This window comes from Achromobacter denitrificans NBRC 15125 (assembly GCF_001571365.1).
Classification (GTDB): Bacteria; Pseudomonadota; Gammaproteobacteria; order Burkholderiales; family Burkholderiaceae_B; genus Achromobacter; species Achromobacter denitrificans.
In genome coordinates this window covers 496,017-516,154 of the sequence record NZ_BCTQ01000001.1, presented here as the reverse complement: position 1 = coordinate 516,154, position 20,138 = coordinate 496,017, and the positions used below count along the sequence as shown (strand labels likewise).

Annotated in this window: 21 protein-coding genes and 2 pseudogenes; 11 read left to right on the top strand and 12 right to left on the bottom strand. The window is 67.2% G+C overall.

Translation table 11 applies throughout. The annotated features are described in order from the left end of the window. The 3 genes and pseudogenes from ADE01S_RS32015 to ADE01S_RS02435 all read left to right on the top strand — a co-directional run. A pseudogene (locus ADE01S_RS32015) lies at nucleotides 1–164 on the top strand (cation transporting ATPase C-terminal domain-containing protein); the annotation flags it as partial. Nucleotides 165–217: 53 nt separating this feature from the next. After that, nucleotides 218–1,321 (top strand): porin, encoded by a 1,104-nt coding sequence (locus ADE01S_RS02440; protein WP_062679851.1) that lies wholly within the window; start codon nucleotides 218–220, stop codon nucleotides 1,319–1,321. Between the two features lie 96 nt (nucleotides 1,322–1,417). Next, entirely contained in the window at nucleotides 1,418–2,278 is an 861-nt protein-coding gene (locus ADE01S_RS02435) for a cytochrome c oxidase assembly protein (RefSeq protein ID WP_062679850.1), read from the top strand. A 19-nt stretch (nucleotides 2,279–2,297) separates the two neighbouring features. Here ADE01S_RS02435 and galU read toward each other — a convergent pair whose 3' ends face one another. Further along, nucleotides 2,298–3,149 carry a UTP--glucose-1-phosphate uridylyltransferase GalU gene (gene galU, locus ADE01S_RS02430; protein ID WP_062679874.1) on the bottom strand — a complete coding sequence of 284 codons (852 nt, stop codon included), beginning with the start codon at nucleotides 3,147–3,149 and terminating at the stop codon, nucleotides 2,298–2,300. 57 nt (nucleotides 3,150–3,206) lie between these two features. On the opposite strand from galU, the gene ADE01S_RS02425 reads away from it, so the two are divergent. Next, nucleotides 3,207–4,730 carry a M48 family metalloprotease gene (locus tag ADE01S_RS02425; protein ID WP_062679849.1) on the top strand — a complete coding sequence of 508 codons (1,524 nt, stop codon included), beginning with the start codon at nucleotides 3,207–3,209 and terminating at the stop codon, nucleotides 4,728–4,730. A 24-nt stretch (nucleotides 4,731–4,754) separates the two neighbouring features. On the opposite strand, the gene ADE01S_RS02420 is transcribed toward ADE01S_RS02425, so the two are convergent. The 4 genes from ADE01S_RS02420 to ADE01S_RS02405 form a co-directional block, all read right to left on the bottom strand. Continuing rightward, nucleotides 4,755–5,855: a YheT family hydrolase gene (locus ADE01S_RS02420; RefSeq protein ID WP_062679848.1), complete on the bottom strand. Its 1,101-nt coding sequence runs from the start codon at nucleotides 5,853–5,855 to the stop codon at nucleotides 4,755–4,757. A 17-nt stretch (nucleotides 5,856–5,872) separates the two neighbouring features. Continuing rightward, nucleotides 5,873–6,295, bottom strand: coding sequence for a YybH family protein (locus ADE01S_RS02415; RefSeq protein ID WP_062679847.1), 423 nt, complete (start codon nucleotides 6,293–6,295; stop codon nucleotides 5,873–5,875). 36 nt (nucleotides 6,296–6,331) lie between these two features. Next, on the bottom strand, nucleotides 6,332–6,553 hold the full coding sequence (locus ADE01S_RS02410; RefSeq protein ID WP_062679846.1) for a zinc-finger domain-containing protein: 222 nt from the start codon (nucleotides 6,551–6,553) through the stop codon (nucleotides 6,332–6,334). 78 nt (nucleotides 6,554–6,631) lie between these two features. After that, entirely contained in the window at nucleotides 6,632–7,552 is a 921-nt protein-coding gene (locus tag ADE01S_RS02405) for a branched-chain amino acid transaminase (RefSeq protein WP_062679845.1), read from the bottom strand. A gap of 190 nt (nucleotides 7,553–7,742) precedes the next feature. Here ADE01S_RS02405 and ADE01S_RS02400 point away from each other — a divergent pair, with 190 nt between their 5' ends. The 3 genes from ADE01S_RS02400 to ADE01S_RS02390 all read left to right on the top strand — a co-directional run bounded on the left by ADE01S_RS02400 (nucleotide 7,743) and on the right by ADE01S_RS02390 (nucleotide 10,670). Continuing rightward, nucleotides 7,743–8,492, top strand: coding sequence for an AzlC family ABC transporter permease (locus ADE01S_RS02400; RefSeq protein WP_062679844.1), 750 nt, complete (start codon nucleotides 7,743–7,745; stop codon nucleotides 8,490–8,492). Continuing rightward, the gene (locus tag ADE01S_RS02395) at nucleotides 8,489–8,824 is read left to right on the top strand and encodes an AzlD domain-containing protein (RefSeq protein ID WP_062679843.1); all 336 of its coding nucleotides are present in this window, start codon (nucleotides 8,489–8,491) and stop codon (nucleotides 8,822–8,824) included. The genes ADE01S_RS02400 and ADE01S_RS02395 overlap by 4 nt, the downstream gene beginning before the upstream one ends. A 388-nt stretch (nucleotides 8,825–9,212) precedes the next feature. Then, complete coding sequence (locus ADE01S_RS02390; protein WP_087881332.1) at nucleotides 9,213–10,670, top strand: DEAD/DEAH box helicase; 1,458 nt, start codon at nucleotides 9,213–9,215, stop codon at nucleotides 10,668–10,670. A gap of 82 nt (nucleotides 10,671–10,752) precedes the next feature. Here ADE01S_RS02390 and ADE01S_RS02385 read toward each other — a convergent pair whose 3' ends face one another. Further along, entirely contained in the window at nucleotides 10,753–11,133 is a 381-nt protein-coding gene (locus ADE01S_RS02385) for a thioredoxin family protein (RefSeq protein ID WP_062679842.1), read from the bottom strand. Nucleotides 11,134–11,197: 64 nt separating this feature from the next. On the opposite strand from ADE01S_RS02385, the gene ADE01S_RS02380 reads away from it, so the two are divergent. From ADE01S_RS02380 to ADE01S_RS02370, 3 genes are all read left to right on the top strand, one after another. After that, nucleotides 11,198–12,007: an EI24 domain-containing protein gene (locus tag ADE01S_RS02380; protein WP_062679841.1), complete on the top strand. Its 810-nt coding sequence runs from the start codon at nucleotides 11,198–11,200 to the stop codon at nucleotides 12,005–12,007. A gap of 34 nt (nucleotides 12,008–12,041) precedes the next feature. Beyond that, the gene (locus ADE01S_RS02375) at nucleotides 12,042–12,857 is read left to right on the top strand and encodes a competence/damage-inducible protein A (protein WP_062679840.1); all 816 of its coding nucleotides are present in this window, start codon (nucleotides 12,042–12,044) and stop codon (nucleotides 12,855–12,857) included. 156 nt (nucleotides 12,858–13,013) lie between these two features. Further along, the gene (locus ADE01S_RS02370) at nucleotides 13,014–13,877 is read left to right on the top strand and encodes an IclR family transcriptional regulator (RefSeq protein WP_062679839.1); all 864 of its coding nucleotides are present in this window, start codon (nucleotides 13,014–13,016) and stop codon (nucleotides 13,875–13,877) included. A 79-nt stretch (nucleotides 13,878–13,956) separates the two neighbouring features. On the opposite strand, the gene ADE01S_RS02365 is transcribed toward ADE01S_RS02370, so the two are convergent. Beyond that, nucleotides 13,957–14,934 carry a tripartite tricarboxylate transporter substrate binding protein BugD gene (locus tag ADE01S_RS02365; protein ID WP_062679838.1) on the bottom strand — a complete coding sequence of 326 codons (978 nt, stop codon included), beginning with the start codon at nucleotides 14,932–14,934 and terminating at the stop codon, nucleotides 13,957–13,959. A 381-nt stretch (nucleotides 14,935–15,315) separates the two neighbouring features. Between ADE01S_RS02365 and ADE01S_RS02360 the strand changes: the two genes are divergently transcribed. Further along, nucleotides 15,316–15,894, top strand: coding sequence for a phasin family protein (locus ADE01S_RS02360; protein WP_062679837.1), 579 nt, complete (start codon nucleotides 15,316–15,318; stop codon nucleotides 15,892–15,894). A 107-nt stretch (nucleotides 15,895–16,001) separates the two neighbouring features. Here the strand turns inward: ADE01S_RS02360 and ADE01S_RS02355 are convergent, their stop codons facing one another. The 5 genes and pseudogenes from ADE01S_RS02355 to ADE01S_RS02335 form a co-directional block, all read right to left on the bottom strand. After that, nucleotides 16,002–17,042, bottom strand: coding sequence for a quinone-dependent dihydroorotate dehydrogenase (locus ADE01S_RS02355; protein ID WP_062679836.1), 1,041 nt, complete (start codon nucleotides 17,040–17,042; stop codon nucleotides 16,002–16,004). A gap of 73 nt (nucleotides 17,043–17,115) precedes the next feature. Next, nucleotides 17,116–17,785, bottom strand: a pseudogene (locus tag ADE01S_RS02350) (aspartate/glutamate leucyltransferase). A 41-nt stretch (nucleotides 17,786–17,826) separates the two neighbouring features. Next, the gene (gene aat, locus ADE01S_RS02345; protein WP_062679835.1) at nucleotides 17,827–18,600 is read right to left on the bottom strand and encodes a leucyl/phenylalanyl-tRNA--protein transferase; all 774 of its coding nucleotides are present in this window, start codon (nucleotides 18,598–18,600) and stop codon (nucleotides 17,827–17,829) included. Beyond that, nucleotides 18,597–19,178 carry an NUDIX hydrolase gene (locus ADE01S_RS02340; protein ID WP_062679834.1) on the bottom strand — a complete coding sequence of 194 codons (582 nt, stop codon included), beginning with the start codon at nucleotides 19,176–19,178 and terminating at the stop codon, nucleotides 18,597–18,599. The genes aat and ADE01S_RS02340 overlap by 4 nt, the downstream gene beginning before the upstream one ends. A gap of 10 nt (nucleotides 19,179–19,188) precedes the next feature. Beyond that, nucleotides 19,189–20,121 (bottom strand): LysR family transcriptional regulator, encoded by a 933-nt coding sequence (locus ADE01S_RS02335; RefSeq protein ID WP_062679833.1) that lies wholly within the window; start codon nucleotides 20,119–20,121, stop codon nucleotides 19,189–19,191. Nucleotides 20,122–20,138 lie beyond the last annotated feature (17 nt).

Here is a 20,138-nt window from a genome sequence, read left to right as displayed (position 1 = left end):
TGATCCTCGGGCTGTTGCTGCCTTTCTCGCCGCTGGCCGAGTACTTCCAGCTGCAGGCGCTGCCGTGGAGCTACTTCCCGTGGCTGGCCGGCATCCTGCTGGGCTACTGCGTTCTCACGCAGTTGCTGAAGGGCGTCTGGGTACGTCGCTACGGCTGGCAATAGGCCATGGCGCCCGGCGGCGGGCCGATCGCCCGCCGCCGAATCAGGAGATACGCATGAAAATGATTTTTCTGGGCGCAGTGGCGGTGGCGGGCCTGGCCCTGTCGACGGGGGCGCAGGCCGACGACGACGGGCTGGGCGTGCGGCTGTACGGCGTGGTGGACGCCGGCCTGGCCGTCACCAAGACCTCGGGCCAGGGCAGCCGTGCCGGCTTGCTCAATGGCGGGCTCACCGATTCCCTGTGGGGCCTGGGGGGGGCGGAAGACCTGGGGGACGGCTGGCGTACGCGCTTCCAGCTGGAAAGCGGTTTCGACCCTTCTTCCGGCAAATCGGCGGACGACAACAGCCTGTTCAACTACGCCGCCTGGGTCGGCCTGGGCCACGACGACTACGGCGAACTGCGGCTGGGCCGGCAGCACACGGTGGGGCAGGTCTACGGCAATGCGCTGGAAATCGCTTCCTGGAAGGAAATGGGGATGGGCGCCACGTTCAAGGCATCCGACAACTACCAGTTCGACAACCTCGTGAACTACTACTCGCCTGTCTGGCAAGGCTTCCAGGCGGCCGTGGGGTATTCCTTCGATGCCGACGGCCAGGGCCGGTTCCGCACCGCCGACAATAACCGCGCGGTCAGCGCGGGCCTGAAATACGAGGACGGGCCGCTGCTGGCGGTCGCCACCTGGGACCAACTGCGGCTGGCCGACGCGCCGGCCGGCAACCGGGGACGGCCGCAGGCGATCCAGCTCGGGGCTTCCTACGACTTCGAGGTACTGAAGCTGTCCGTGGCCTGGTCGCGCCAGCGCAACGGCTATGCCGGGCTGGACGGTGGCGATCCAGACGATCTCGGCCTGGGCCTGGGGCCGGCCGCGTTCGTTCGAGGCGGCACGGTCGACGCCTGGCTGGTCGGCGCCAGCGTTCCGGTGGGGCCGGGCGCCGTGCTGCTGCAGTGGTCGCTGGCGCATCCGGATTGGCAATGGGACAACGGCATGACGGCGCGCAATGCGCAAGTGATGACGCTGGGCTATACCTACGGCCTGTCCCCGCGCACGACGCTCTACGCCTTCGCCGGCTATGCGTCGAACTACACGCTGGACAACCAGTTCGACCCCGCCCATTCGCACACCACCCGGGTCGGCACGGGCATTTCGCACCGTTTTTGAGCGCCGGGGCGGTCCGCGCCGGGGTCTACTACAATCGACGGGATGCGGCGCGCGGCGCCGGTCCTCGTCTTCCCCGATGTTCTCCGGACGGTTTGCATGGATAGTCTCGAATGGCTCGTACCCTGGGAGTTCTCTCCCACGCTGGTGGCTTCCTTCCTGGTCGCCATCGTGCTGTTCGTGCGCGGCCAGCGGGTCCATCGCGTTTCGGGCGCCCGCAAGGTCCTGTTCTGGATGGGCATGGTGCTGCTGTACCTGTCCATGCATACCCGGTTGGATTACTACGCGGAGCGCATGTTCTTCATCCACCGCATCCAGCATCTGGTGCTGCACCACCTGGGGCCGCTGCTGGTGATGGCGGCGTTCCCGGGCCAGGCCATGCGGGCCGGGCTGCCCATGGCGTGGCGCATCCGGCTGCGCGACTTCCTGCGCACCGGCGCCGGCCGCGCCACGGTGGCCGTGCTGACCAACAAGATCTTCGTCCCCTCGCTGTTCGTCTTCCTGGTGCTGGTCTGGCTGATCCCGTCGGTGCAGTTCTATTCCATGCTGGACTGGCGCCTGTACCGGCTGATGAACTGGTCGGTGGTGATCAGCGGCTTCATGTACTGGAACCTGATCCTGGACCGCCGGCCCGCGCCGCCCGCGGCCATGACGCCCGGCGGGCGGGTCATTTCGCCGGTGCTGACGATGCTGCCGCAGATGGTGGCGGGCGCGGTCATCGCCTTCACCGAAAGCGATATCTATCCCTTGTTCGAGCTGTGCGGCCGCGCCATCGCGATGTCGGCCCAGACGGACCAGACCATCGGCGGGCTGACCATGTGGATCCCGGCCGCGCTGGTCGAGGTGATCGGCCTGATGGTGGCCTTGGGGACCTTGATGCGGCTATCCGCCAAGGGGCGGCTGCGCAAGGCGGACCGCGATGCGCAGGCGCGCGCCAAGGCGCGCGCGGTGTCGGTCTAGGCGGGCGTCGCGCCCACGATCATTCCGGCTCCAGGCCGTGATATTTCTTGCCCAGCGCCACCGTGGCCTGGAACATGCCGGCCTTGCTGCCGCAGTCGTAGCGCACGCCTTCATAGCGGTGCGCGAACACGGCGCGCTCCCGCATCATCGAGGCGATGCCGTCGGTGAGCTGGATCTCGTTGCCGGCGCCCATCTTGGTGGAGCGCAGGTGGTCGAAGATGGCCGCTTCCAGCACATACCGGCCCACCACGGCGAGGGTCGAGGGCGCGGCTTCGGGATCGGGTTTTTCAACGATATGGGTGACGCGTTCCGTGCGGCCGTCGGAGCGGGCGTCTCCTTCGCGGGTGGCCACGATGCCGTACTTGCGGGTATCGGCGCGGGGCACGTCCTGCACGCCCAGCACGCTGGCGTTCTGGGCGACGGCGACGTCCACCAGTTGCTTCAGGGCGGGGGTGTCCGAATCGATGAGGTCGTCGGCGAGCAGTACGGCGAACGGTTCGTCGCCCACGGCGGGCGCGGCCGACAGCACCGCGTGGCCCAGGCCCAGGGGCGCCGATTGCCGGATGTACAGGCAGTTGACGTGCGCGGGTAGAATGCCCCGCACCATGGCCAGGAGCTCGTGCTTGCCTTTGCTTTCCAGGTCGGATTCCAGTTCCGGAGCCGAATCGAAGTGGTCTTCGATCGCGCGCTTGTTGCGCCCCGTCACGAAAATGAGGTCGGTGATGCCGGCGGCGACGGCTTCTTCCACGGCGTACTGGATCAGCGGCTTGTCGACCACGGGCAGCATTTCCTTGGGCATCGCCTTGGTGGCGGGCAGGAAGCGCGTGCCCATGCCGGCGACGGGGAAAACGGCTTTACGGACGGGACGCATTGACACCTCGTTGGGGGGATCGATGAAACATTTTAAGCTCATCGCTATCATAGGCTTATGAACCGCAGGAAAATGCCCTCCATTTGCTCGATTGCGAAACGAGGCGCAATCATCGGCCTCTCCGTCGCCTTGATCGCGCCCGGCATCCCGGTAGCCGCCTGGGCGCAGCCCATGGGGCTGCCCTCCATGGGCGCGGCCTCCGCGGCTGAACTGTCCCCCATGCTGGAGCGCAGCCTGGGCCAGGCCATCATGGCCCAGGGGCGGCGCGATCCGACCTACGTCGACGACCCCGAGCTCAGCCAGTACCTCACCACCATGGGGCGCAAGCTGGCGGCCTACGCTCCGGGCGCCGTGCCTGAAGTGGAAATGTTCGGCGTGCGCGATCCCGAGATCAACGCCTTCGCCATGCCCGGCGGATACATCGGCGTCAACACCGGCCTGATCGTGTCCTCCGCCAGCGAATCCGAGCTGGCGGCGGTGCTGGCGCACGAAATCGGCCACGTCGTGCAGCGCCACATCGCGCGCGGCATGACGCAGCAGAACCAGAACGGCATGGTGATGCTGGCCAGCCTGGCGGGCGCGCTGCTGGCGGCGCTGGCCGGCGGCGGGGGCAACTTGGCCGTGGGCGTGGCGGCGTTCGGCCAGGCCGCGGCCATCAACCGGCAGCTGGGCTTTTCGCGCGACGCGGAACGCGAGGCCGACCGCGCCGGTTTCCAGATGCTGACCAAGGCGGGCTACGACGCCGAAGGCATGTCGCAGATGTTCGCGCGCCTGATGAACGCGTCGCGCCTGAACGAAGGCGCGGGCGGCGGCTCCTGGGCCAGCACCCACCCGCTTTCCATCGAACGGATGTCCGACGTGCAGAACCGCGTCCGCGGCCTGCCCGCGACGCGCCACGTGGACAGCGACGATTTCTGGTACGTGCGGGCCAAGATGCGGGTGGTGCAGGGGCGCGATGCCGTCAGCCTGCGCACCGCCGGGCAGCAATTGCAGGACGAGGCCCAGGCCCTGTCCGGCGTGCGCCGCTCGGCCGCCTACTACGGCCTGGCCTTGCAGGCCTTCCAGCGCAACAACCTGGCCGAGGCCGAACGCAACCTCGGCCTGGCGACCGCGGACGGTCGCAATTCGGCCCAGCTGGCCAAGCTGAGCGTGGACATGGCGCTGGCGCGCAAGGAATATCCGCGGGCCCTGGAACTGGCCCAGGCGGCCACCAAGCGCTGGCCTGAGCAGCGGGCCCTGGGCATCGCCTACGCCCAGGCGCTGCAAAGCGTCGGCCGCCACGCCGACGCGCAGGAATATCTGCGCGCCAAGATCAAGCAATGGGGCGACGATGAACCCAGCCTCTACCAGATGCTGGCGCAAAGCGAGGAGCGCAACGGCAAGCCGGTGGCGGCGCGCCGGGATCTGGCGCGCTTCTACGTGATGACCGGGGCGTTCGCGGCCGCGGAATCGCAGCTGCAGCAGGCGCGCGGCATGTCCACCGACTTCTACGAGCAGTCGCAGATCGACGTGCAGATCAAGGAAGTGAAGGACAAGCTGGCCGAGGAACGCCAGCTGCTGGAACGCTTCAAGTCGGGCTGAGCCGAGGCGGGCGCGGTTCGCGCCTTACAGCCCGGTCTCGAAGAAGCGTCCCAGCCGCTGCGGCAGCCAGTTGAGGTGGGCGGGGAAGCTGCCCGTCGGAAAGCCCGCGTGCCCGCCGTCCGTCGGCTGGTGCAGCAGGATGGAAGGCGAGCAGTCCTGCGGGGTGGGCAGCGACGCGGCCGGAATGAAAGGATCGTTGCGGGCGTTGAGCACCAGCGTGGGCACCGCGATCTTCGGCAGCCATGGCTTGCTGGACGCGCGCGTCCAGTAATCCAGCGCATTTCGGAAGCCATGCATGGGCGCCGTGTAGGTATCGTCGAATTCGCGCAGGTCGTGCGCGTGCGCGATGCGCATGACATCGACGGCGCCCGGGAAACGGTGCGCTTTTTCCAGCACCTTGTGCTTGAGCGTCTTCAGGAAATGGGCGGTGTAGATCCGGCGATTGAACACGCCGGTCGATAGCGTCTTGCCGCAAGCCACCAGGTCCAGCGGCGCCGAGACGCCGGCGCAGGCCGTCAGCCAGCGGGTGTCTTCCGCGTGCTCTCCCAGGTACTTCAGCAGCGCGTTGCCGCCCAGCGAGACGCCCACCGCATGCCAGCGCGCGTGCGGGATGCGCTGGCGCACGGTTTCCAGCATGAAGCCCACTTCGGCCGAGTCGCCGGAGTAGTAGGCGCGGGCCAGGCGATTGGGCACGCCCGAGCAGCCGCGGAAATGCGCGATCACCACGATCCAGCCGCGTGCCCGGAAATGATGCGCGATGGATTGCGCATAGCGGCTGTTGCTGCCGCCTTCCAGGCCGTGGAACAGGATCAGCGCGGGCGTGTCGGGGTTGTGCGGCAGGGACTTCCAGTCCGCTTCCGTCATCCAGCGGGCGGCGGCGGTCTTGCCGTTGACGACGGGACGCTGCCCGCTGACCGGCGCGCCGTCGGCGGCCTTGTGCGGGAACAGCCCCGGACCGGTCCAGTCGAAGTCGACGAAATCGGTGTCGGGTGTGTCCACCCGTTCGCGCACGAACGCGATGCGGTGATACTGCGCGAACAAGGCGGCGTAAACCGTCTGGCTGTCGCCTCCGGGCAGCCAGGAGGGAACGGGGCAGGGCGTAGTATCAAGACGAGCAGCGGCCAACGAGGAATCCACCCGGTTCAGTGCAGCATATCGGGCACGTCGTGCAAATCGAGCACGCCGGCTTCCGTGGGCGCCGGCGAGGCATGGTGCATGACCATGCGCCAGCCGGTGGGACCCTTATGGTAGATGTTCGTGACGTAGCAATTGGCGAATTGCGTGCCTTCCCGCGTGCGCACCGCCACCTGCTCCACCAGCACGTGCACCGCGCACATCATGCTCAGCATGACCAGCGGCCGCAGCGGGCGGATATGCAGGGGGCCGTTGGCCAGCACCTGTTGCCAGGATTCCTGCACCGCCGAGTGGCCGACGATGCGCAGGCCGCCGGGATGGATGCAGACGACTTCCTCGTCGTCCGCCCAGACTTGCATCAGGCGGATGCTGTCCGCCTGCTCAAGGGCTTCGTAGAACGCGTGTTCTGCTTCTTCGGGCGTGGCGAACATGGCTGCGGAAAACGGGTAGGCGTTGGAGGACGGCGCTCAGTGCCCGTGGCCGTGCAGCACCGTGCCGGCCTTCAGGCGGTATTCGGCGCCGCAGTAGGCGCAGCTGGCCGAGCCGGTGCGGGCCACGTCCAGGAAGACGCGGGGATGCATGCTCCAGAGCGGCGCCTTGGGGCCGGGACAGAAAACGGGCAGGTCTTCCGCGCCGACTTCGATGACTTCGTGGGGGTGGGGGACGGCGGCCGGGGCAGCAGCGGTCATGGATATTCCTGAAAAAAAAACCGGTAAACGGCAGGTTGGGGCTAGGGCGCGGCCGGGTCGGGGACCGGGCCGCTCGGATTAGACTTTGCTCAGCCAGTGATGGTACTTCGGGTTGCGGCCATTCACCATGTCAAAAAACGCTTTCTGCAGTTGCTCGGTGATGGGGCCGCGCCGGCCGGAGCCGATCTGGCGGTTGTCCACTTCGCGGATGGGCGTCACTTCGGCGGCCGTGCCGGTGAAGAAGGCCTCGTCGGCAATGTAGACGTCGTCGCGCGTCAGGCGCTTGGTCACCACGCGCAGGCCGAGGTCGGCGGCCAGCGCATGGATGGTATTGCGGGTAATGCCGGTCAGGGCGGAGGCGATCTCCGGTTCGCAGAGCACGCCGTCCTTGACGATGAAGAGGTTCTCGCCGGAGCCCTCGGCCACGAAACCCTCGGTGTCCAGCAGCAGGGCTTCGTCGTAGCCGTCCTGCAGGGCCTCGGTATTGGCCAGGATGGAGTTGGCGTAGGTGGTGGCCACCTTGGCGCGCGGCATGGTGACGTTCACGTGCTGGCGCGCGAACGACGACACCTTGACCCGGATGCCCTGGGACAGGGCTTCCTCGCCCAGGTAGGCGCCCCAGGGCCAGGCGGCGATCGCCACGTGCACCCGGGCGCCCTTGGGCGACACGCCCATTTTTTCGGGGCCGTAGAACACCAGGGGGCGCAGGTAGCCGGATTCCAGCTGGTTTTCGCGCACGACCGTCCGCTGGGCCTCGTTGATCGTGTCGCGATCGAAGGGCATGGGGATCTGGTAGATGTGCGCCGAGTTGAACAGGCGGTTGGTGTGGTCTTCGAGGCGGAAGATGGCGGTGCCGATCTCGGAGCGGTAGGCGCGCACGCCCTCGAATACCGACAGGCCGTAATGCAGGGAGTGGGTCAGGACGTGCGTGGTCGCGTCTCGCCACGGGACGAGCTTGCCGTCATACCAGATGAAACCGTCACGGTCAGCCATCGACATGGTGTTCTCCGCCAAGAATCCTGAGGCGCATATTGTATCAAGCAGCGAGGTTACAATACGCGCCTATTCGCGCTCCGGCGCGGCGCCGCCCGGCCCGCGCATCGTGCTTCCGGCGGGCGAACGGGTTGTCGTGCGTTCCTTTTCCTTAGAGTTTCCATGTCGTCCTGTCCGAATCGCCAGGGGCCCGCCGTTGTCCTCTGAATCCGCGCTTCCTGAAATCGAAGATCCGGCCGTGGTCCGACGGGAACGCGCCACCGCCTTCCGTGCCGGCGTCCACGCCATCGTCCCCGCCCTGATCGCCACCGCGACGTGGGGCCTCGTCACCGGGGTGGCCATGGTCAAGTCGGGGCTGACCGAGTCCATGGCGCTGGCGATGACCCTGCTCCTGTACGCGGGTTCCGCGCAGCTGACCTCCCTGCCGCTCATCGCCACCGGCGCGCCGCTCTGGCTGATCTTCGCCGCGGGCTGCGTCGTGAACCTGCGCTTCCTGATCTTCGGCGCGGCGCTGCAGCCTTATTTCCGCCATCTTTCCTGGCCCAAGCGGCTGGGCCTGGGCTACTTCACCACGGACATGGGCTTCGTGCTGTTCATGCCCCGGTACGGCGACGCGGCCGAGCGCGGCACGCGCGAGCAGCTCTGGTTCTTCCTGGGCGCCATCGCGCCGGGCTGGTTCGTCTGGCAGGCGTCCTCCATCGTCGGCATCTACCTGGGCACCATGGTGCCCGCGGGCTGGTCGCTGGATTTCGCGGCCGTGCTGGCGCTGTTGGCCATCACGGTGCCGCTGGCCAATTCCAAGCCCATGCTGGTCTCCATGCTGGCGGCCGGGGTGGTGGCCTGGACCGGGCAGGTGCTGCCCTTGCGCCTGGGCCTCGCGGCGGCCGTGATCGCCGGCGTGATTGCCGGCATCTGGGCGGAACGCTTCTTCAAGGCCCGCTCATGACCCTCTGGCCTTCCGAAATCTACGTTTATTCCGCCATCCTGCTGCTGGCGCTGTGCAGCGTGCTGACCCGCGCCGGTTTCATGCTGTTCGGCGACTACATCCCGCTGCCGGAGGGCGTGCGGCGGGCCCTGCGCTACGCGCCCGCCGCCGCGCTGACCGCCATCATCGTGCCCGACCTGCTGCCCTGGAAGGCAGGGCTGGGCCCGGCGTTCGACTACAAGCTGGTCGCCGGCGTGCTGGCCATCCTGGTTTTCCTGCGCACCCGCAGCGCGGTCCTGGTCATCGTGGTGGGCATGCTGGCCCTGTGGGGCCTGCGCTGGCTGGCGGGCTGAGGGGAAAAGCGTCCGGTTCCCATCCGAAGCGTCCGCCAGGTGGACGTTCCGGGTATGCCCCGCGACCACTTCGGAGCGCGCCGCAGGGGGTTTGTAACGCCTTTCGGAGACCGGCTTGACCGTGCTGCGATGCGGCTGCGCTAAAATCAAGTTATCCACAGCAATCCGGGCCTGGTACTGCCCTCATAAGTATCGAATCCAGAATGCGCCGCCTGGCCAGCAAGGCAGGATGCAGATTGCGCGCGATACCGCCAGCGGTTCGCGTCCGTTTGCGTGCCGTCGCGATGCGATTGCGCGTGTTCGGGTTGTCCCGATGCGTATGTAGTGCAGTGCATGCAGCACTCTCGTTTTGTTCTTTTTTATTGGTCCCGGTATCTGCCTAACCCTGATGACTGAATCCACTCAACCTGTAGCACCCGCCGCTGAAGCGCCCGCGCCGACGTTCGCCGATTTCGGGCTGCATCCCCTGCTGTTGCAGTCCATCGCCGAAACCGGCTACACCACCCCCACGCCCATCCAGGCCCAGGCCATTCCCGTTGTCGTGGAAGGCCGGGACGTCATGGGCGCGGCGCAGACCGGCACCGGCAAGACGGCGGCTTTCACGCTGCCCATCCTGCACCGCCTCATGCCGCTGGCCAACACCAGCGCATCGCCCGCCCGCCATCCGGTGCGCGCGCTGATCCTCACGCCCACGCGCGAACTCGCGGACCAGGTGTACGAAAGCGTCAAGCGCTACAGCAAGCAGACGCCGCTGCGCTCCGCGGTGGTGTTCGGCGGCGTGGATATCGGTCCGCAAAAGGAAGCGCTGCGCCGCGGTTGCGAAGTGCTGGTAGCCACGCCCGGCCGCCTGCTCGACCACGTCGAGCAGAAGAACGTGAACCTCAGCCAGGTCGGCATCCTGGTGCTCGACGAAGCCGACCGCATGCTGGACATGGGCTTCCTGCCGGATCTTGAGCGCATCATCCGCCTGCTGCCCGCGCAGCGCCAGGGCCTGCTGTTCTCCGCGACCTTCAGCAACGAAATCCGCAAGCTCGGACGGTCCTACCTGAATCATCCCGTCGAGATCGAAGTCGCCGCACGCAACGCCACCGCGGCGACGATCACGCAGATCGCCTACAAGATGCCGAGCGACGCCAAGCGCGCCGCCGTCGTGCACCTGGTGAAGTCGCGCGGCCTGAACCAGGTCATCGTCTTCTCGAATACCAAGATCGGCACCGCGCGCCTGGCCCGCGAACTGGAGCGCGACGGCGTCAAGGCCGAATCGATCCATGGCGACAAGACCCAGGCCGACCGCATGAAGGCGCTGGAAGCATTCAAGGCCGGCGAGCTGGAAGTGCTGGTGGCCACCGACGTGGCCGCGCGCGGCCTGGACGTGGCCGGCGTGCCCTGCGTGATCAACTACGACCTGCCGTACAACGCCGAAGACTACGTGCACCGCATCGGCCGTACCGGCCGCGCGGGCGCCTCGGGCGAGGCCATTGCCCTGTTCACGCCCGACGAAGAGCGCTTCCTGCTCGACATCGAAAAGCTGATCAAGCGCGAAGTGCCGCGCGGCACGCTGGACGTTCCCGCCGACCTGGTGGCGCGCAGCCATCGCCGCAGCGAGGACCGCCGCGGCGCCTCGGCGCCGCGCGAAGGCCGGGGCGAACGCGGCCGCTCCACCGACCGCCGCTCCAGCTATTCCTCCAGCGCGCCGCGTCAGCCCGTGGACGATTTCTTCCTGAAGCCCTACGAGCCGTCGGCGCCGTCCGCGCCGGCCGAGACGCCCGAGCCCAAAACCAATGGAGGCTCGTCGGCGCCGAAGCGCCAGATCGCCGTCCTGCTGGGCGGCAGCCGCAAGCCCTGAGGCCCGCGCCCGGGCGACAAAAAAACCGCAAGGCCCGAAGGCCCTGCGGTTTTTTTTCGCTTGCCGGCAGCCGCCGGCCGGATCAGGCGGCGAGCAGGCGCGGCAGGTCGGGCAGGGCGGTGCTGACCGCGGCGCTATGTTCGTCCAGGCTTTCCAGCAGGCGCTCAAGGTGGCCGATATGCGGCAGCATCGGCCCGTAGAACACCACGCGCTTGCCGATCTGCACGAGCAGCGTGGGGAAGTTCTCGACGTCTTCCTCGCCCAGCAGCTCGGCGTGGTCTTCGATGTCGATCCAGGCGAAGACATGCTGGGGCATGGCTTGCGCCAGCGCCTGCAGCTTGGGCTTGTATTGTTCGCAGGTGTCGCACCAGGCCGCGCAGAAACAGGCGACCAGCCAGGTGTCGGGCGAGCCCAGGCGCGCGCGCAGCGCATCCTGGTCGGTGTTGGGTACAAGTAGAGACATGTGGGCAGATCGGGGCGTGTTTGACTATCATACTCGGGATGTCCACCCCCTCATTTCCGCCGCCATGACCGTTTTGCGCACCGATTCCGCCACCCCCGAACAGGACCGCCTTTCCAGCGCGGGCACGGGGGCGGCCAACGTGGGGCAGGCGTTCAAGCGCGCGCTGGTGTCGCAGTGCCACCCGACGATGCTGTTCGCGGTCCTGCTGCCATTTCTGATCGCGCTGCTCGGCGCCTTCCTGCTGCTGTGGCTGTTCTGGACGCCGCTGACCGACTGGCTGCGGGCCGAAGTGTCGCATTGGGATGTCGTCAACCGCGTCGACGAATGGCTGGTCGCGGTGGGCCTGTTCTCACTGAAGATCTACCTGATCCCGGTCATCGCCGCGGCCATCCTGCTGCCGGTGTCCGGTATCCTGGGGTTGGCGATCGCGGCGGTCTTCGTCATGCCGCTGGTGCTGCGCCACGTAGGCCAGCGCGAATACGCCACGGTAGGCCGCCAGGGCAAATTCTCGACCGCGGTCAGCGTCTGGAACGCCGTCTGGGTGTCGGCCGCCTTCGCCGCGGGGTGGGTGCTGACGCTGCCGCTCTGGCTCGTGCCGCCGATGGCGGTGGTGTTGTCGATCTTCTGGTGGGCATTCGCGTTCTCGCGCATGATGCGCGTGGACGCCATCGTGGAGCACGCCAGCCCGGCCGAACGCAAGCTCATCCTGGAGCGGAACAACGGCGGTTTCTGGACCATCGGCCTCATCTGCTCCTTGCTGAACCTGTTGCCCCCCGCATGGATCATCCTGCCGGTATTCTCGGCGCTGGTCTACGCGCACTACGGACTGGAAGCGCTCAAGCGCTTGCGCCAGGACCGCGTCATCGACGTCTGACCGGCGTCATCCCACTCACCTTCTGGAATCGGACATGGCCGCAGAATCCGCCGCCCGCCGCATCGGCCTCATCATCGTCGGGGATGAAATCCTCTCGGGGCGCCGTCAGGACAAGCATTTCTCCAAGGTCGTCGAGCTCTTGAGCGCGCGCGGCATGCAGCTCGGCTGGGCGGAAATCCTGCCCGACGACCGCGACACGCTGGCGGCCGCCTACCGGCGCAGTTTCGCCTCGGGCGACGTGGTGTTCTCCTGCGGCGGGATCGGCGGCACGCCGGACGACCATACGCGCCAGGCCGCCGCCGCGGCGCTGGGCCTGCCCCTGGCGCTGCATCCCGAGGCCGAACAGGCCATCGCGCTGCGCACGGCCGAGATGGCCGCAAAGGGGCAGGGCACGGCCGACATGAGCGCGCCCGAGAACCAGCAGCGCCTGCAGATGGGCGTGTTCCCGGAAGGGTGCGAGATCGTGCCGAACCCCTACAACCGGATTCCCGGTTTCTTCATCCGAGACCACACCTTCGTGCCGGGCTTTCCCGTCATGGCCTGGCCGATGCTGGAATGGACGCTCGACACCCGCTATCGTGCGCTGCAGCATGTGAAGGTCCATGCGGAGCATTCCTTCCTGGTTTTCAGCATGCCCGAATCGCGCATCACGCCGGCCATGGTCAGCGTGGAAACGCGCTGGCCCGGCGTGCGGGCCTTCAGCCTGCCCAGCGTGGGCGAGGCCGGCGGCACGCCCCATATCGAGCTGGGCGTGAAGGGCGATCCCGAGGGGGCGGCGGCAGCCCTGGAGTTCCTGCGGGCCGAGGTGCTGCGCCTCGGGGGCAAGCTGGCGGCTCCGCCAGCAGTCTGAACATAAGCTGAACAAACGGGGGCGGACCCCGTTTTATTCCTAAAAAACCGATTGCCAAACGGCCAGGTAAATTTCACAATACGGGAAAGAACTGTTTGCTGCGTCGCCGCAAGGCCGGTTTCTTTCGGCCAAGCGGCGCTAGCCCCCAATCTTCCCATGGCCCGTCTTCCGACCCCCCGCAATCCCCTGGACGCCGAAACCGAAGGCGCTTCCGCCCATCCCATTGCCATCCAGGTGATCGAGCGCGCCATGCGGCTGCTCGACGCCCTGGCCGCGCAGCCGGATCCCGTGACGCTCAAGGAATTGTCCGCCACCACGGGCCTGCATGCGTCCACGGCGCATCGCATCCTGAACGACCTGGTCGTGGGCCGCTACGTCGAGCGCGTGGACAACGGCCTGTACCAGCTGGGCATGCGCCTGCTGGAGCTGGGTTCGCTGGTCAAGGGCAGGTTGAACGTGCGCGAGGCGGCCATTTCGGCCATGCGCTCGCTGCACAAGCTGACCGGGCAGACCATCAACCTGTCGGTGCAGCAGGGCGACGAGATCGTCTACATCGACCGGGCTTGGAGCGAGCGCTCGGGCATGCAGGTGGTGCGTGCCATCGGCGGCCGGGCGCCCCTGCACCTGACCTCCACCGGCAAGCTGTTCCTGTCCACCGGCGATGCCCGTCAGGTCCGGGCCTATGCGCTGCGCACCGGCCTGGCCGGGCACACGCGCAACAGCCTGACCGACCTGGACCGCCTGGAACGGGAATTGGCCCTGGTGCGCCGCCATGGCTACGCGCGCGACAACGAAGAGCTGGAACTCGGCGTGCGCTGTATCGCGGCCGGCATTTTCGACGATACCGGCAAGCTGGTGGCGGGCCTGTCCATATCGGCCCCCGCCGAGCGCCTGCAGGACGAATGGATCAAGGCGCTGGTCGACACCGCCGCCAGCATCTCGGAAGCGCTGGGCTACGAACCTTCGGTGTCCACGGGCTTCAACGGCCTGGGCATGGCGGCCGAGGCGCTGCGCCCCTAGGGCCAAAACGGGGCCCAAAGGAAAAGCCCCTCGCGGGGCTTTTCCTTTGGCTGCGCCCCGGAGGGCGGGCGGGGCGCGCTTACTGCTGCTCGACGCCAGCCTTCTTGAACAGCTCGGCCCATTGCGGGACCTGCTGCTTGACCTTGGCTTCCAGGGCTTGCGGATTGGCTTCGGCGGTGAGCACGGTCGCGCCCAGCTGCTTCATGCGTTCCTGGAACTTGGGATCGGCCAGGCCGGCCTGCAGGCTCTTGACCAGCTTGTCCACGACCGGCTTGGGCGTGCCCTTCGGCACCCACATGCCATGCCAGATACCCACTTCGAAGCCCTTGTAGCCGGATTCGTCCATGGTCGGCAGCTTGGGCAGCGTGGGCACGCGCTTGAGGCTGGTGACGGCGTAGGCCTTCACCTTGCCGCTGTCGATCTGCTGCGTGGTGTTGGTGGTCTGGTCGCAGAGCAGGTCCACCTGCTTGCCCAGCAGGTCGTTCATGGCCGGCGCAGTGCCCTTGTAGGGGATGGTCAGCAATTGCACGCCGAGCGCTTCGACCAGCATGGTGCCACACAGGTGGCTGGCGGCGCCGATGCCGGCGTTGGCCAGGGAGACCTTGTCCTTGTTCTGCTTAACGTACTCGGCCAGTTCCTGGATGGTGTTGGGCGGGAAGTCCGAGCGCGCGATGATGGTCATCGGCACGTCGACCACGAGGCCGATGGGCTCGAAGCTCTTGTAGGGGTCGTATCCGGGGTTCTTGTACAGCGACGGCGCCGTCGAGAAGCCGGCGTGCATCAGCAGGACGGAATAACCGTCGGGCTGGGCGCGCGCGACTTGGGTCGTGCCGATCGTGCCGCCGGCGCCGCCCTTGTTTTCGACCACGACCGTCTGGCCCAGAGTCGGCCGCATGGCTTCCGCGAGCGAGCGCGCGACGTTGTCCGTCGGGCCGCCAGCGGCGAAAGGCACCACCATGTTGATGGGGCGATCCGGATAGTCCGCGTGGGCGGCGCCGGCAGCGAGCATGGCGCCGGCCGCGAGCAGGGCCGTAAGCGTGCGGGGAATGAGGGTCATGGAGTCTCCAGTTGCAGGGATTTGCTTGCTGCGATTTAGTTATTGCCGGGTGACTTATCGTTTGTCTTTATCTGTCATCAGCGTGAAAGCAGTGTAGAAAAGAATTGATACGCCGTCACGTCCGGTATTTCCCCAAGCAATGCAACATTTGTGCCGGATCAAACGCCGGGCAGGCATGCACCGTCAAAGTGCAAACATTTATTGCACCGCACAAAAACTCCTTGACAAGTTTTTTTCCCAGTCTAGAATGTCAATTGTGCAGTGCATCAAACGGGCCGGCGGTAGCTTGTAGTACCAGTTTCCGCGCACGTTTCCTTTTTTCGTCGCAGACAACCATCCTTATTCGCCGGATAGCCCCGGCTACCCATCGAGGAGCATTCTATGAGCGCCATTCCGCAACAAGTCCTGGACCGTCAAAAGGCCAGCATCAATACCCTCGTGGCCGCCCAATCGGCCGTGTTCGCCGGCTTCGAAAAGCTGGTCGAGCTGAACCTGAAGGTCGTGCGCGCCACCCTGGACGAAGTCGCCCAGAAGTCGCAGCAAGCCACCGAACTGAAGGATCCGCAGGAAGCCGCCGCTTTCGCGTCGGGCCTGCTGCAGCCGGGCGCCGAAAAGGCCATGGCCTACACCAAGCACGTGTATGACATCGTCGCCGGCGTGCAGGGCAACCTGGTCAAGCTGACCGAAGAACAGATCGCCGAAAGCCAGCAGCAGCTGAGCGACGTGGTCGACCAGTTCTCCAAGAACGCCCCGACCGGTTCCGAAAGCGCCGTCGCCCTGATCAAGTCCTCGCTGGCCACCGCGACCAGCGCCTACGATTCGATGACCAAGGCCGCCAAGCAGGCCGCCGAAGTCGCCGAGTCGAACCTGAACGCCGCCGCCAACGCGACCTTCAAGGCTGCCTCGGACGCTGCCGACGCCGCCACCAAGGTTGCCGCCCGCAGCCGCCGCAGCGCCTAAGTATTTGGCGCGCGATGGTGCGCAAACCGCAGTAATGTAGTACTGTTGAGTGACAGAGCAGAGCTGGAATTAGGGCCACCCACCGGGTGGCCCCTTTTTTTTGCCCTTCAGCGGGCCACCGCCCGCACGCATTCGCCCACCAGCGCCGGGCCGCGGTAGATCAGGCCGGTGTAGAGCTGGACCGCGTCGGCGCCGGCTTCCATCTTCTCGCGGGCCTGGCGGCCCGACAGCACGCCGCCCACGCCGATGATGGCCAGGCTGCCGCCCAATTGTTCCTTCAGCCGGCGGATCACCGCCAACGACAACTCATGCACTGGCGCGCCGGACAGGCCGCCCGCTTCCTCGGCATGCGCCTGGCCCGCCACGGCGTCGCGCGACAGCGTGGTGTTGGTGGCGATGACGCCGTCGATGCCGTGGCGCGGCAGCGTGTCGGCGATGGCGTCGATCTGTTCCCGCGTGAGGTCGGGGGCGATCTTCACCGCCATCGGCACGCGCCGCTGGTGCCGGTCTTCGAGCGCCTTGCGCTTGTCCGCCAGCTGGGCCAGCAATGCCGAGAGTTCGTCGCCGCTTTGCAGCGCGCGCAGGTTCTTGGTGTTGGGCGAAGAGATGTTCACCGTGACGTAGTCGGCGTAGGGATACACGCCTTCCAGCCCGATCAGGTAATCGTCCGCGGCCCGCTCGATCGGCGTGTCCGCGTTCTTGCCGATATTCAGCCCGAGGATCCCCCCCTGCGTGCGCCAGACGCTGCGCTGCACGTTGGCCAGGAACGCATCCAGACCCTGGTTGTTGAAGCCCAGGCGGTTGATGAGCGCGTTGGCGCGCGGCAGCCGGAACATGCGGGGCTTGGGGTTGCCGGGCTGCGCGCGCGGCGTGACCGTGCCCACCTCGATGAAACCGAATCCCAGGTTGCCCAGCGCGTCGATGTAGGCGCCGTTCTTGTCCAGCCCGGCCGCCAGCCCGATCGGATTGGCCATCCGCATCCCCATCAAGGTGCAGGGCGCCTGGGGCTGCGCGTGCAGCAGCTTGCGCGTGGCGCCGCATTCATAGGCGCGCTGCAGGCCGGACAGGGTCACTTCGTGGGCGGTTTCCGCGTCCATGGCGAATAGCGCCGGGCGGGCCAGGGGATAGGCGTGGAAGAGGATAGACATGGGGCGGAATTGTAGAGCGAATTCTGGCGGCCCAGCATCCGGCCGGGCTCGGCGGACGCCGCGACGCGGCGAATCAGGGGGCGGGCGGCGCGGGCTGGTCGCGCCAGGCGCCGTCGACCAGGAACTGGGCGGGGTGGAAGCTCGACTTATAGGACATCTTGCGGCTGTCGGCGATCCAGTAGCCCAGGTACAGCCAGGGCAGATTCAGGCTGCGGCACTGCTCGACCTGCCACAGGATGCTGTAGGTGCCCAGGCTGCCGGCGATGTCGGGATCGTAGAATGTGTAGACGGAGGACAGGCCGTCGTCCAGCACGTCGATGATGGACACCATGACCAGCACGCCCTCCGGCGTGCGGAATTCCACGAGTCGGGTGTTGACCCGGCTGGTGAGCAGGAACTGCGCGTACTGCGTGCGGCTGTCTTCGTCCATGCCGCCGCCCGGATGGCGGCCCTGCTGGTAGCGCGTATAGAGCCGGTAGTGCTCGGGCGACCAGGCCAGCTCGGCCACGAAGGACTGCAGGTCCTGGTGCTGGCGCCAGGCGCGGCGCTGGCTGCGGTTGGGCTCGAAGCCCGCTTCGGCGGAAACCCTGTTCCACCAGCTGGGAATACGTGCCCGCGTTGATCAGGTGGCCGGGCGCGGCGACCTGCGACCGAGCCTGGCGACCCGGCAGGTAGCTGCAAGGGTAGGGAGCGGTTGCGTAGAACTGTAGGGTAGAGAAGGGAAGTTCTTTGAGCTGGCTCATGGGCGATCCCGGAAGACGGCGGCAAGCCCGTGACGGGATGGCTACATATTAACGCCTAACCCGGGGCCGGACGCAGCCTCCGGATGCAGGAGCCCGGCGCTGTCCAGCCAGCCGCGCGCCCACGGGACGGGAGGCTGCGCCGTGGCCCCGCGGATGTGCTGGAGGAAGGCCGCGCGGGAGATGGGGCGGGCCCCCAGGCTCGCCAGGTGGCGCGTCTGCTGCTGGCAATCGATGCGTTCGACGCCCTGGGCGGCCAGGTAGCCCACCAGGTAGGCCAGCGCCACCTTGGAGGCGTTGGGCGCGCGGGTGAACATGGATTCGCCGAAGAACATGCGGCCCAGGCTGATGCCGTAGAGGCCGCCGGCCAGTTCGCCGTCTATCCATGTTTCGATGCTGTGCACGTATCCGGCCTCGTGCCAGGCGCGATACGCCTGCTGCATGGCGCCGGTGATCCAGGTGCCCGGCTGGCCGTCGCGGGGCGCGGCGCATTCGGCCATCACCTGCGCGAAAGCGGTGTCCACGCGCACTTGCACGCGCGGGGCGGCCTGGGATTCCTGGCCGGCGATCTGGCGCAGCAGCTTGCGCAGGGAGTGCGAGGGCGCGAAATCCCGGGTGGCCAGCACCATGCGGGGATCGGGGCTCCACCACAGGATGGGCTCGCCTTCCGAATACCAGGGGAAGATGCCGTTGGAATAGGCCTGGATCAGCCGCGGGATGGACAGGTCCGCGCCCGCCGCCAGCAGGCCGTCCGGATCCGTCAGCGCGAACTCAGCTGGCGGGAACGGCGTGTCGACGGCAAGCCAGGGCAGCTTCAACGGTGCGATTCTAGGGTGTAGTGATGCGGGCCGAACTCGCCAAGCTTGCGGTCCTCGAAATAGTGGCGCAGCGTCGTCGCCACGGTGCGGAACGCCAGGTCGTCCCAGGGGATCTCGGATTCCTCGTAATAGCGCGCTTCGAGGCTTTCGGGGCCCGGGTCCAGGTCGGGGGACAGCGCCTGGGCCAGGTAGAAGACGTGAACCTGGTCGATCTGGGGCAGGTCGATGATCGTGTAGAGCTCGCCCAGCCGGATGCGCGCGCCGGCTTCCTCCAGGGTTTCGCGGGCCGCGCCCTGCGCGGTGCTTTCGCCCAGTTCCATGAAGCCGGCGGGCAGCGTCCAGGTATTGTAGCGCGGCTCGATCGCGCGGCGGCAAAGCAGGACGCGGTTCTCCCAGACCGGCAACGTGCCGACCACCAGCCGGGGATTCTGGTAATGGATGGCGCCGCAGTGATCGCAGATGTCGCGTTCGCGGTTGTCGCCCTCGGGCACCCGGCGATTGACGGGCGAGCCGCATTGGCTGCAGAAATGCGAACGGCGCGGCGCGGGGAAGTATTCGATGGGCGATTTTGCGGTCATGGGTACGATTCTAACGGCTGCGGCGAGGACTGGCGCGCCGCCCGGGGGCCGGGACGGGCGGCGTCCCGAACCGGTCTTCCAGGTGTTCGACGAACGACCGCACCTTGGGCGACAGGAAGCGCCGGTGGGGATAGATGGCGCACATGGAGATCGGCGTGTGCGCGTAGTCGGCCAGCAGGGTGACCAGCCGCCCCGCGCGGATGTCCTCGCCCACCAGGAATTCGGGCTGCAGGATGATTCCATGGCCCGCCAGCGAGGCCGTGCGCAGCACGTCCCCGTTATTGGCGCGCAGGGCCGCGTTCACGCGGACCAGGTGGGTCACGCCGTCTTTCTCGAAATGCCATTCGTTGCCGGTGCTGGCGTAGGCGTAGTGCAGGCAGCGGTGCTGCTTCAGTTCTTCCGGCGTTTGCGGCGTGCCGTGGCGCGCCAGGTACGAGGGGGCGGCGCAGACCAGCAATTGCTGGGGCGCGAGCGGCCGCGCCACCAGCGAGGAATCCAGCAGCGGGCCGATGCGCACGGCCACGTCGAAGCCGTCTTCGACCAGGTCGACCACGCGGTCGTTGAGGTCCAGGTCGATGATCACGTCGGGGTAGCGCTGCAGATACTCGGCGATGGCGGGCCCCAGGTGCAGGATGCCGAACGATACTGGCGCGCTCACCCGCAGGCGGCCGCTGGGCCGCTGGCCTTCGGCCTGCAGCGATAGCTCCAGGTCCGCCACTTCGGCCAGGATGGGGCGCACGCGCTCGTAGAAGGCGCGCCCGGCGTCGGTCATGCTCAGTTTGCGCGTGGTGCGGTTCAGCAGGCGCACGCCGTACTTCTGCTCCAGATAGGCGATCTGGCGCGTGACCACGGAGCGGGCCTGGCCCATCTTGTCGGCGGCCGCCGCGAACGAGCCCAGCTCCACGACCTTGGCGTAGGTCTGCATGGCGGTATGGGTGTCCATGATTGTTTCCTATCGGG

Coding starts and splice junctions, on each gene's coding strand:
- ADE01S_RS02410 (WP_062679846.1), bottom strand. CDS start 6,553: ATGACCGCTGCTGCCCCGGCCGCCGTCCCCCACCCCCACGAAGTCATC.
- ADE01S_RS02375 (WP_062679840.1), top strand. CDS start 12,042: ATGGCCGCAGAATCCGCCGCCCGCCGCATCGGCCTCATCATCGTCGGG.
- ADE01S_RS02415 (WP_062679847.1), bottom strand. CDS start 6,295: ATGTTCGCCACGCCCGAAGAAGCAGAACACGCGTTCTACGAAGCCCTT.
- ADE01S_RS02425 (WP_062679849.1), top strand. CDS start 3,207: ATGAACCGCAGGAAAATGCCCTCCATTTGCTCGATTGCGAAACGAGGC.
- ADE01S_RS02385 (WP_062679842.1), bottom strand. CDS start 11,133: ATGTCTCTACTTGTACCCAACACCGACCAGGATGCGCTGCGCGCGCGC.
- ADE01S_RS02360 (WP_062679837.1), top strand. CDS start 15,316: ATGAGCGCCATTCCGCAACAAGTCCTGGACCGTCAAAAGGCCAGCATC.
- ADE01S_RS02380 (WP_062679841.1), top strand. CDS start 11,198: ATGACCGTTTTGCGCACCGATTCCGCCACCCCCGAACAGGACCGCCTT.
- ADE01S_RS02390 (WP_087881332.1), top strand. CDS start 9,213: ATGACTGAATCCACTCAACCTGTAGCACCCGCCGCTGAAGCGCCCGCG.
- ADE01S_RS02395 (WP_062679843.1), top strand. CDS start 8,489: ATGACCCTCTGGCCTTCCGAAATCTACGTTTATTCCGCCATCCTGCTG.
- ADE01S_RS02370 (WP_062679839.1), top strand. CDS start 13,014: ATGGCCCGTCTTCCGACCCCCCGCAATCCCCTGGACGCCGAAACCGAA.
- ADE01S_RS02340 (WP_062679834.1), bottom strand. CDS start 19,178: ATGACCGCAAAATCGCCCATCGAATACTTCCCCGCGCCGCGCCGTTCG.
- ADE01S_RS02440 (WP_062679851.1), top strand. CDS start 218: ATGAAAATGATTTTTCTGGGCGCAGTGGCGGTGGCGGGCCTGGCCCTG.
- ADE01S_RS02435 (WP_062679850.1), top strand. CDS start 1,418: ATGGATAGTCTCGAATGGCTCGTACCCTGGGAGTTCTCTCCCACGCTG.
- ADE01S_RS02405 (WP_062679845.1), bottom strand. CDS start 7,552: ATGTCGATGGCTGACCGTGACGGTTTCATCTGGTATGACGGCAAGCTC.
- ADE01S_RS02355 (WP_062679836.1), bottom strand. CDS start 17,042: ATGTCTATCCTCTTCCACGCCTATCCCCTGGCCCGCCCGGCGCTATTC.
- galU (WP_062679874.1), bottom strand. CDS start 3,149: ATGCGTCCCGTCCGTAAAGCCGTTTTCCCCGTCGCCGGCATGGGCACG.
- ADE01S_RS02335 (WP_062679833.1), bottom strand. CDS start 20,121: ATGGACACCCATACCGCCATGCAGACCTACGCCAAGGTCGTGGAGCTG.
- ADE01S_RS02365 (WP_062679838.1), bottom strand. CDS start 14,934: ATGACCCTCATTCCCCGCACGCTTACGGCCCTGCTCGCGGCCGGCGCC.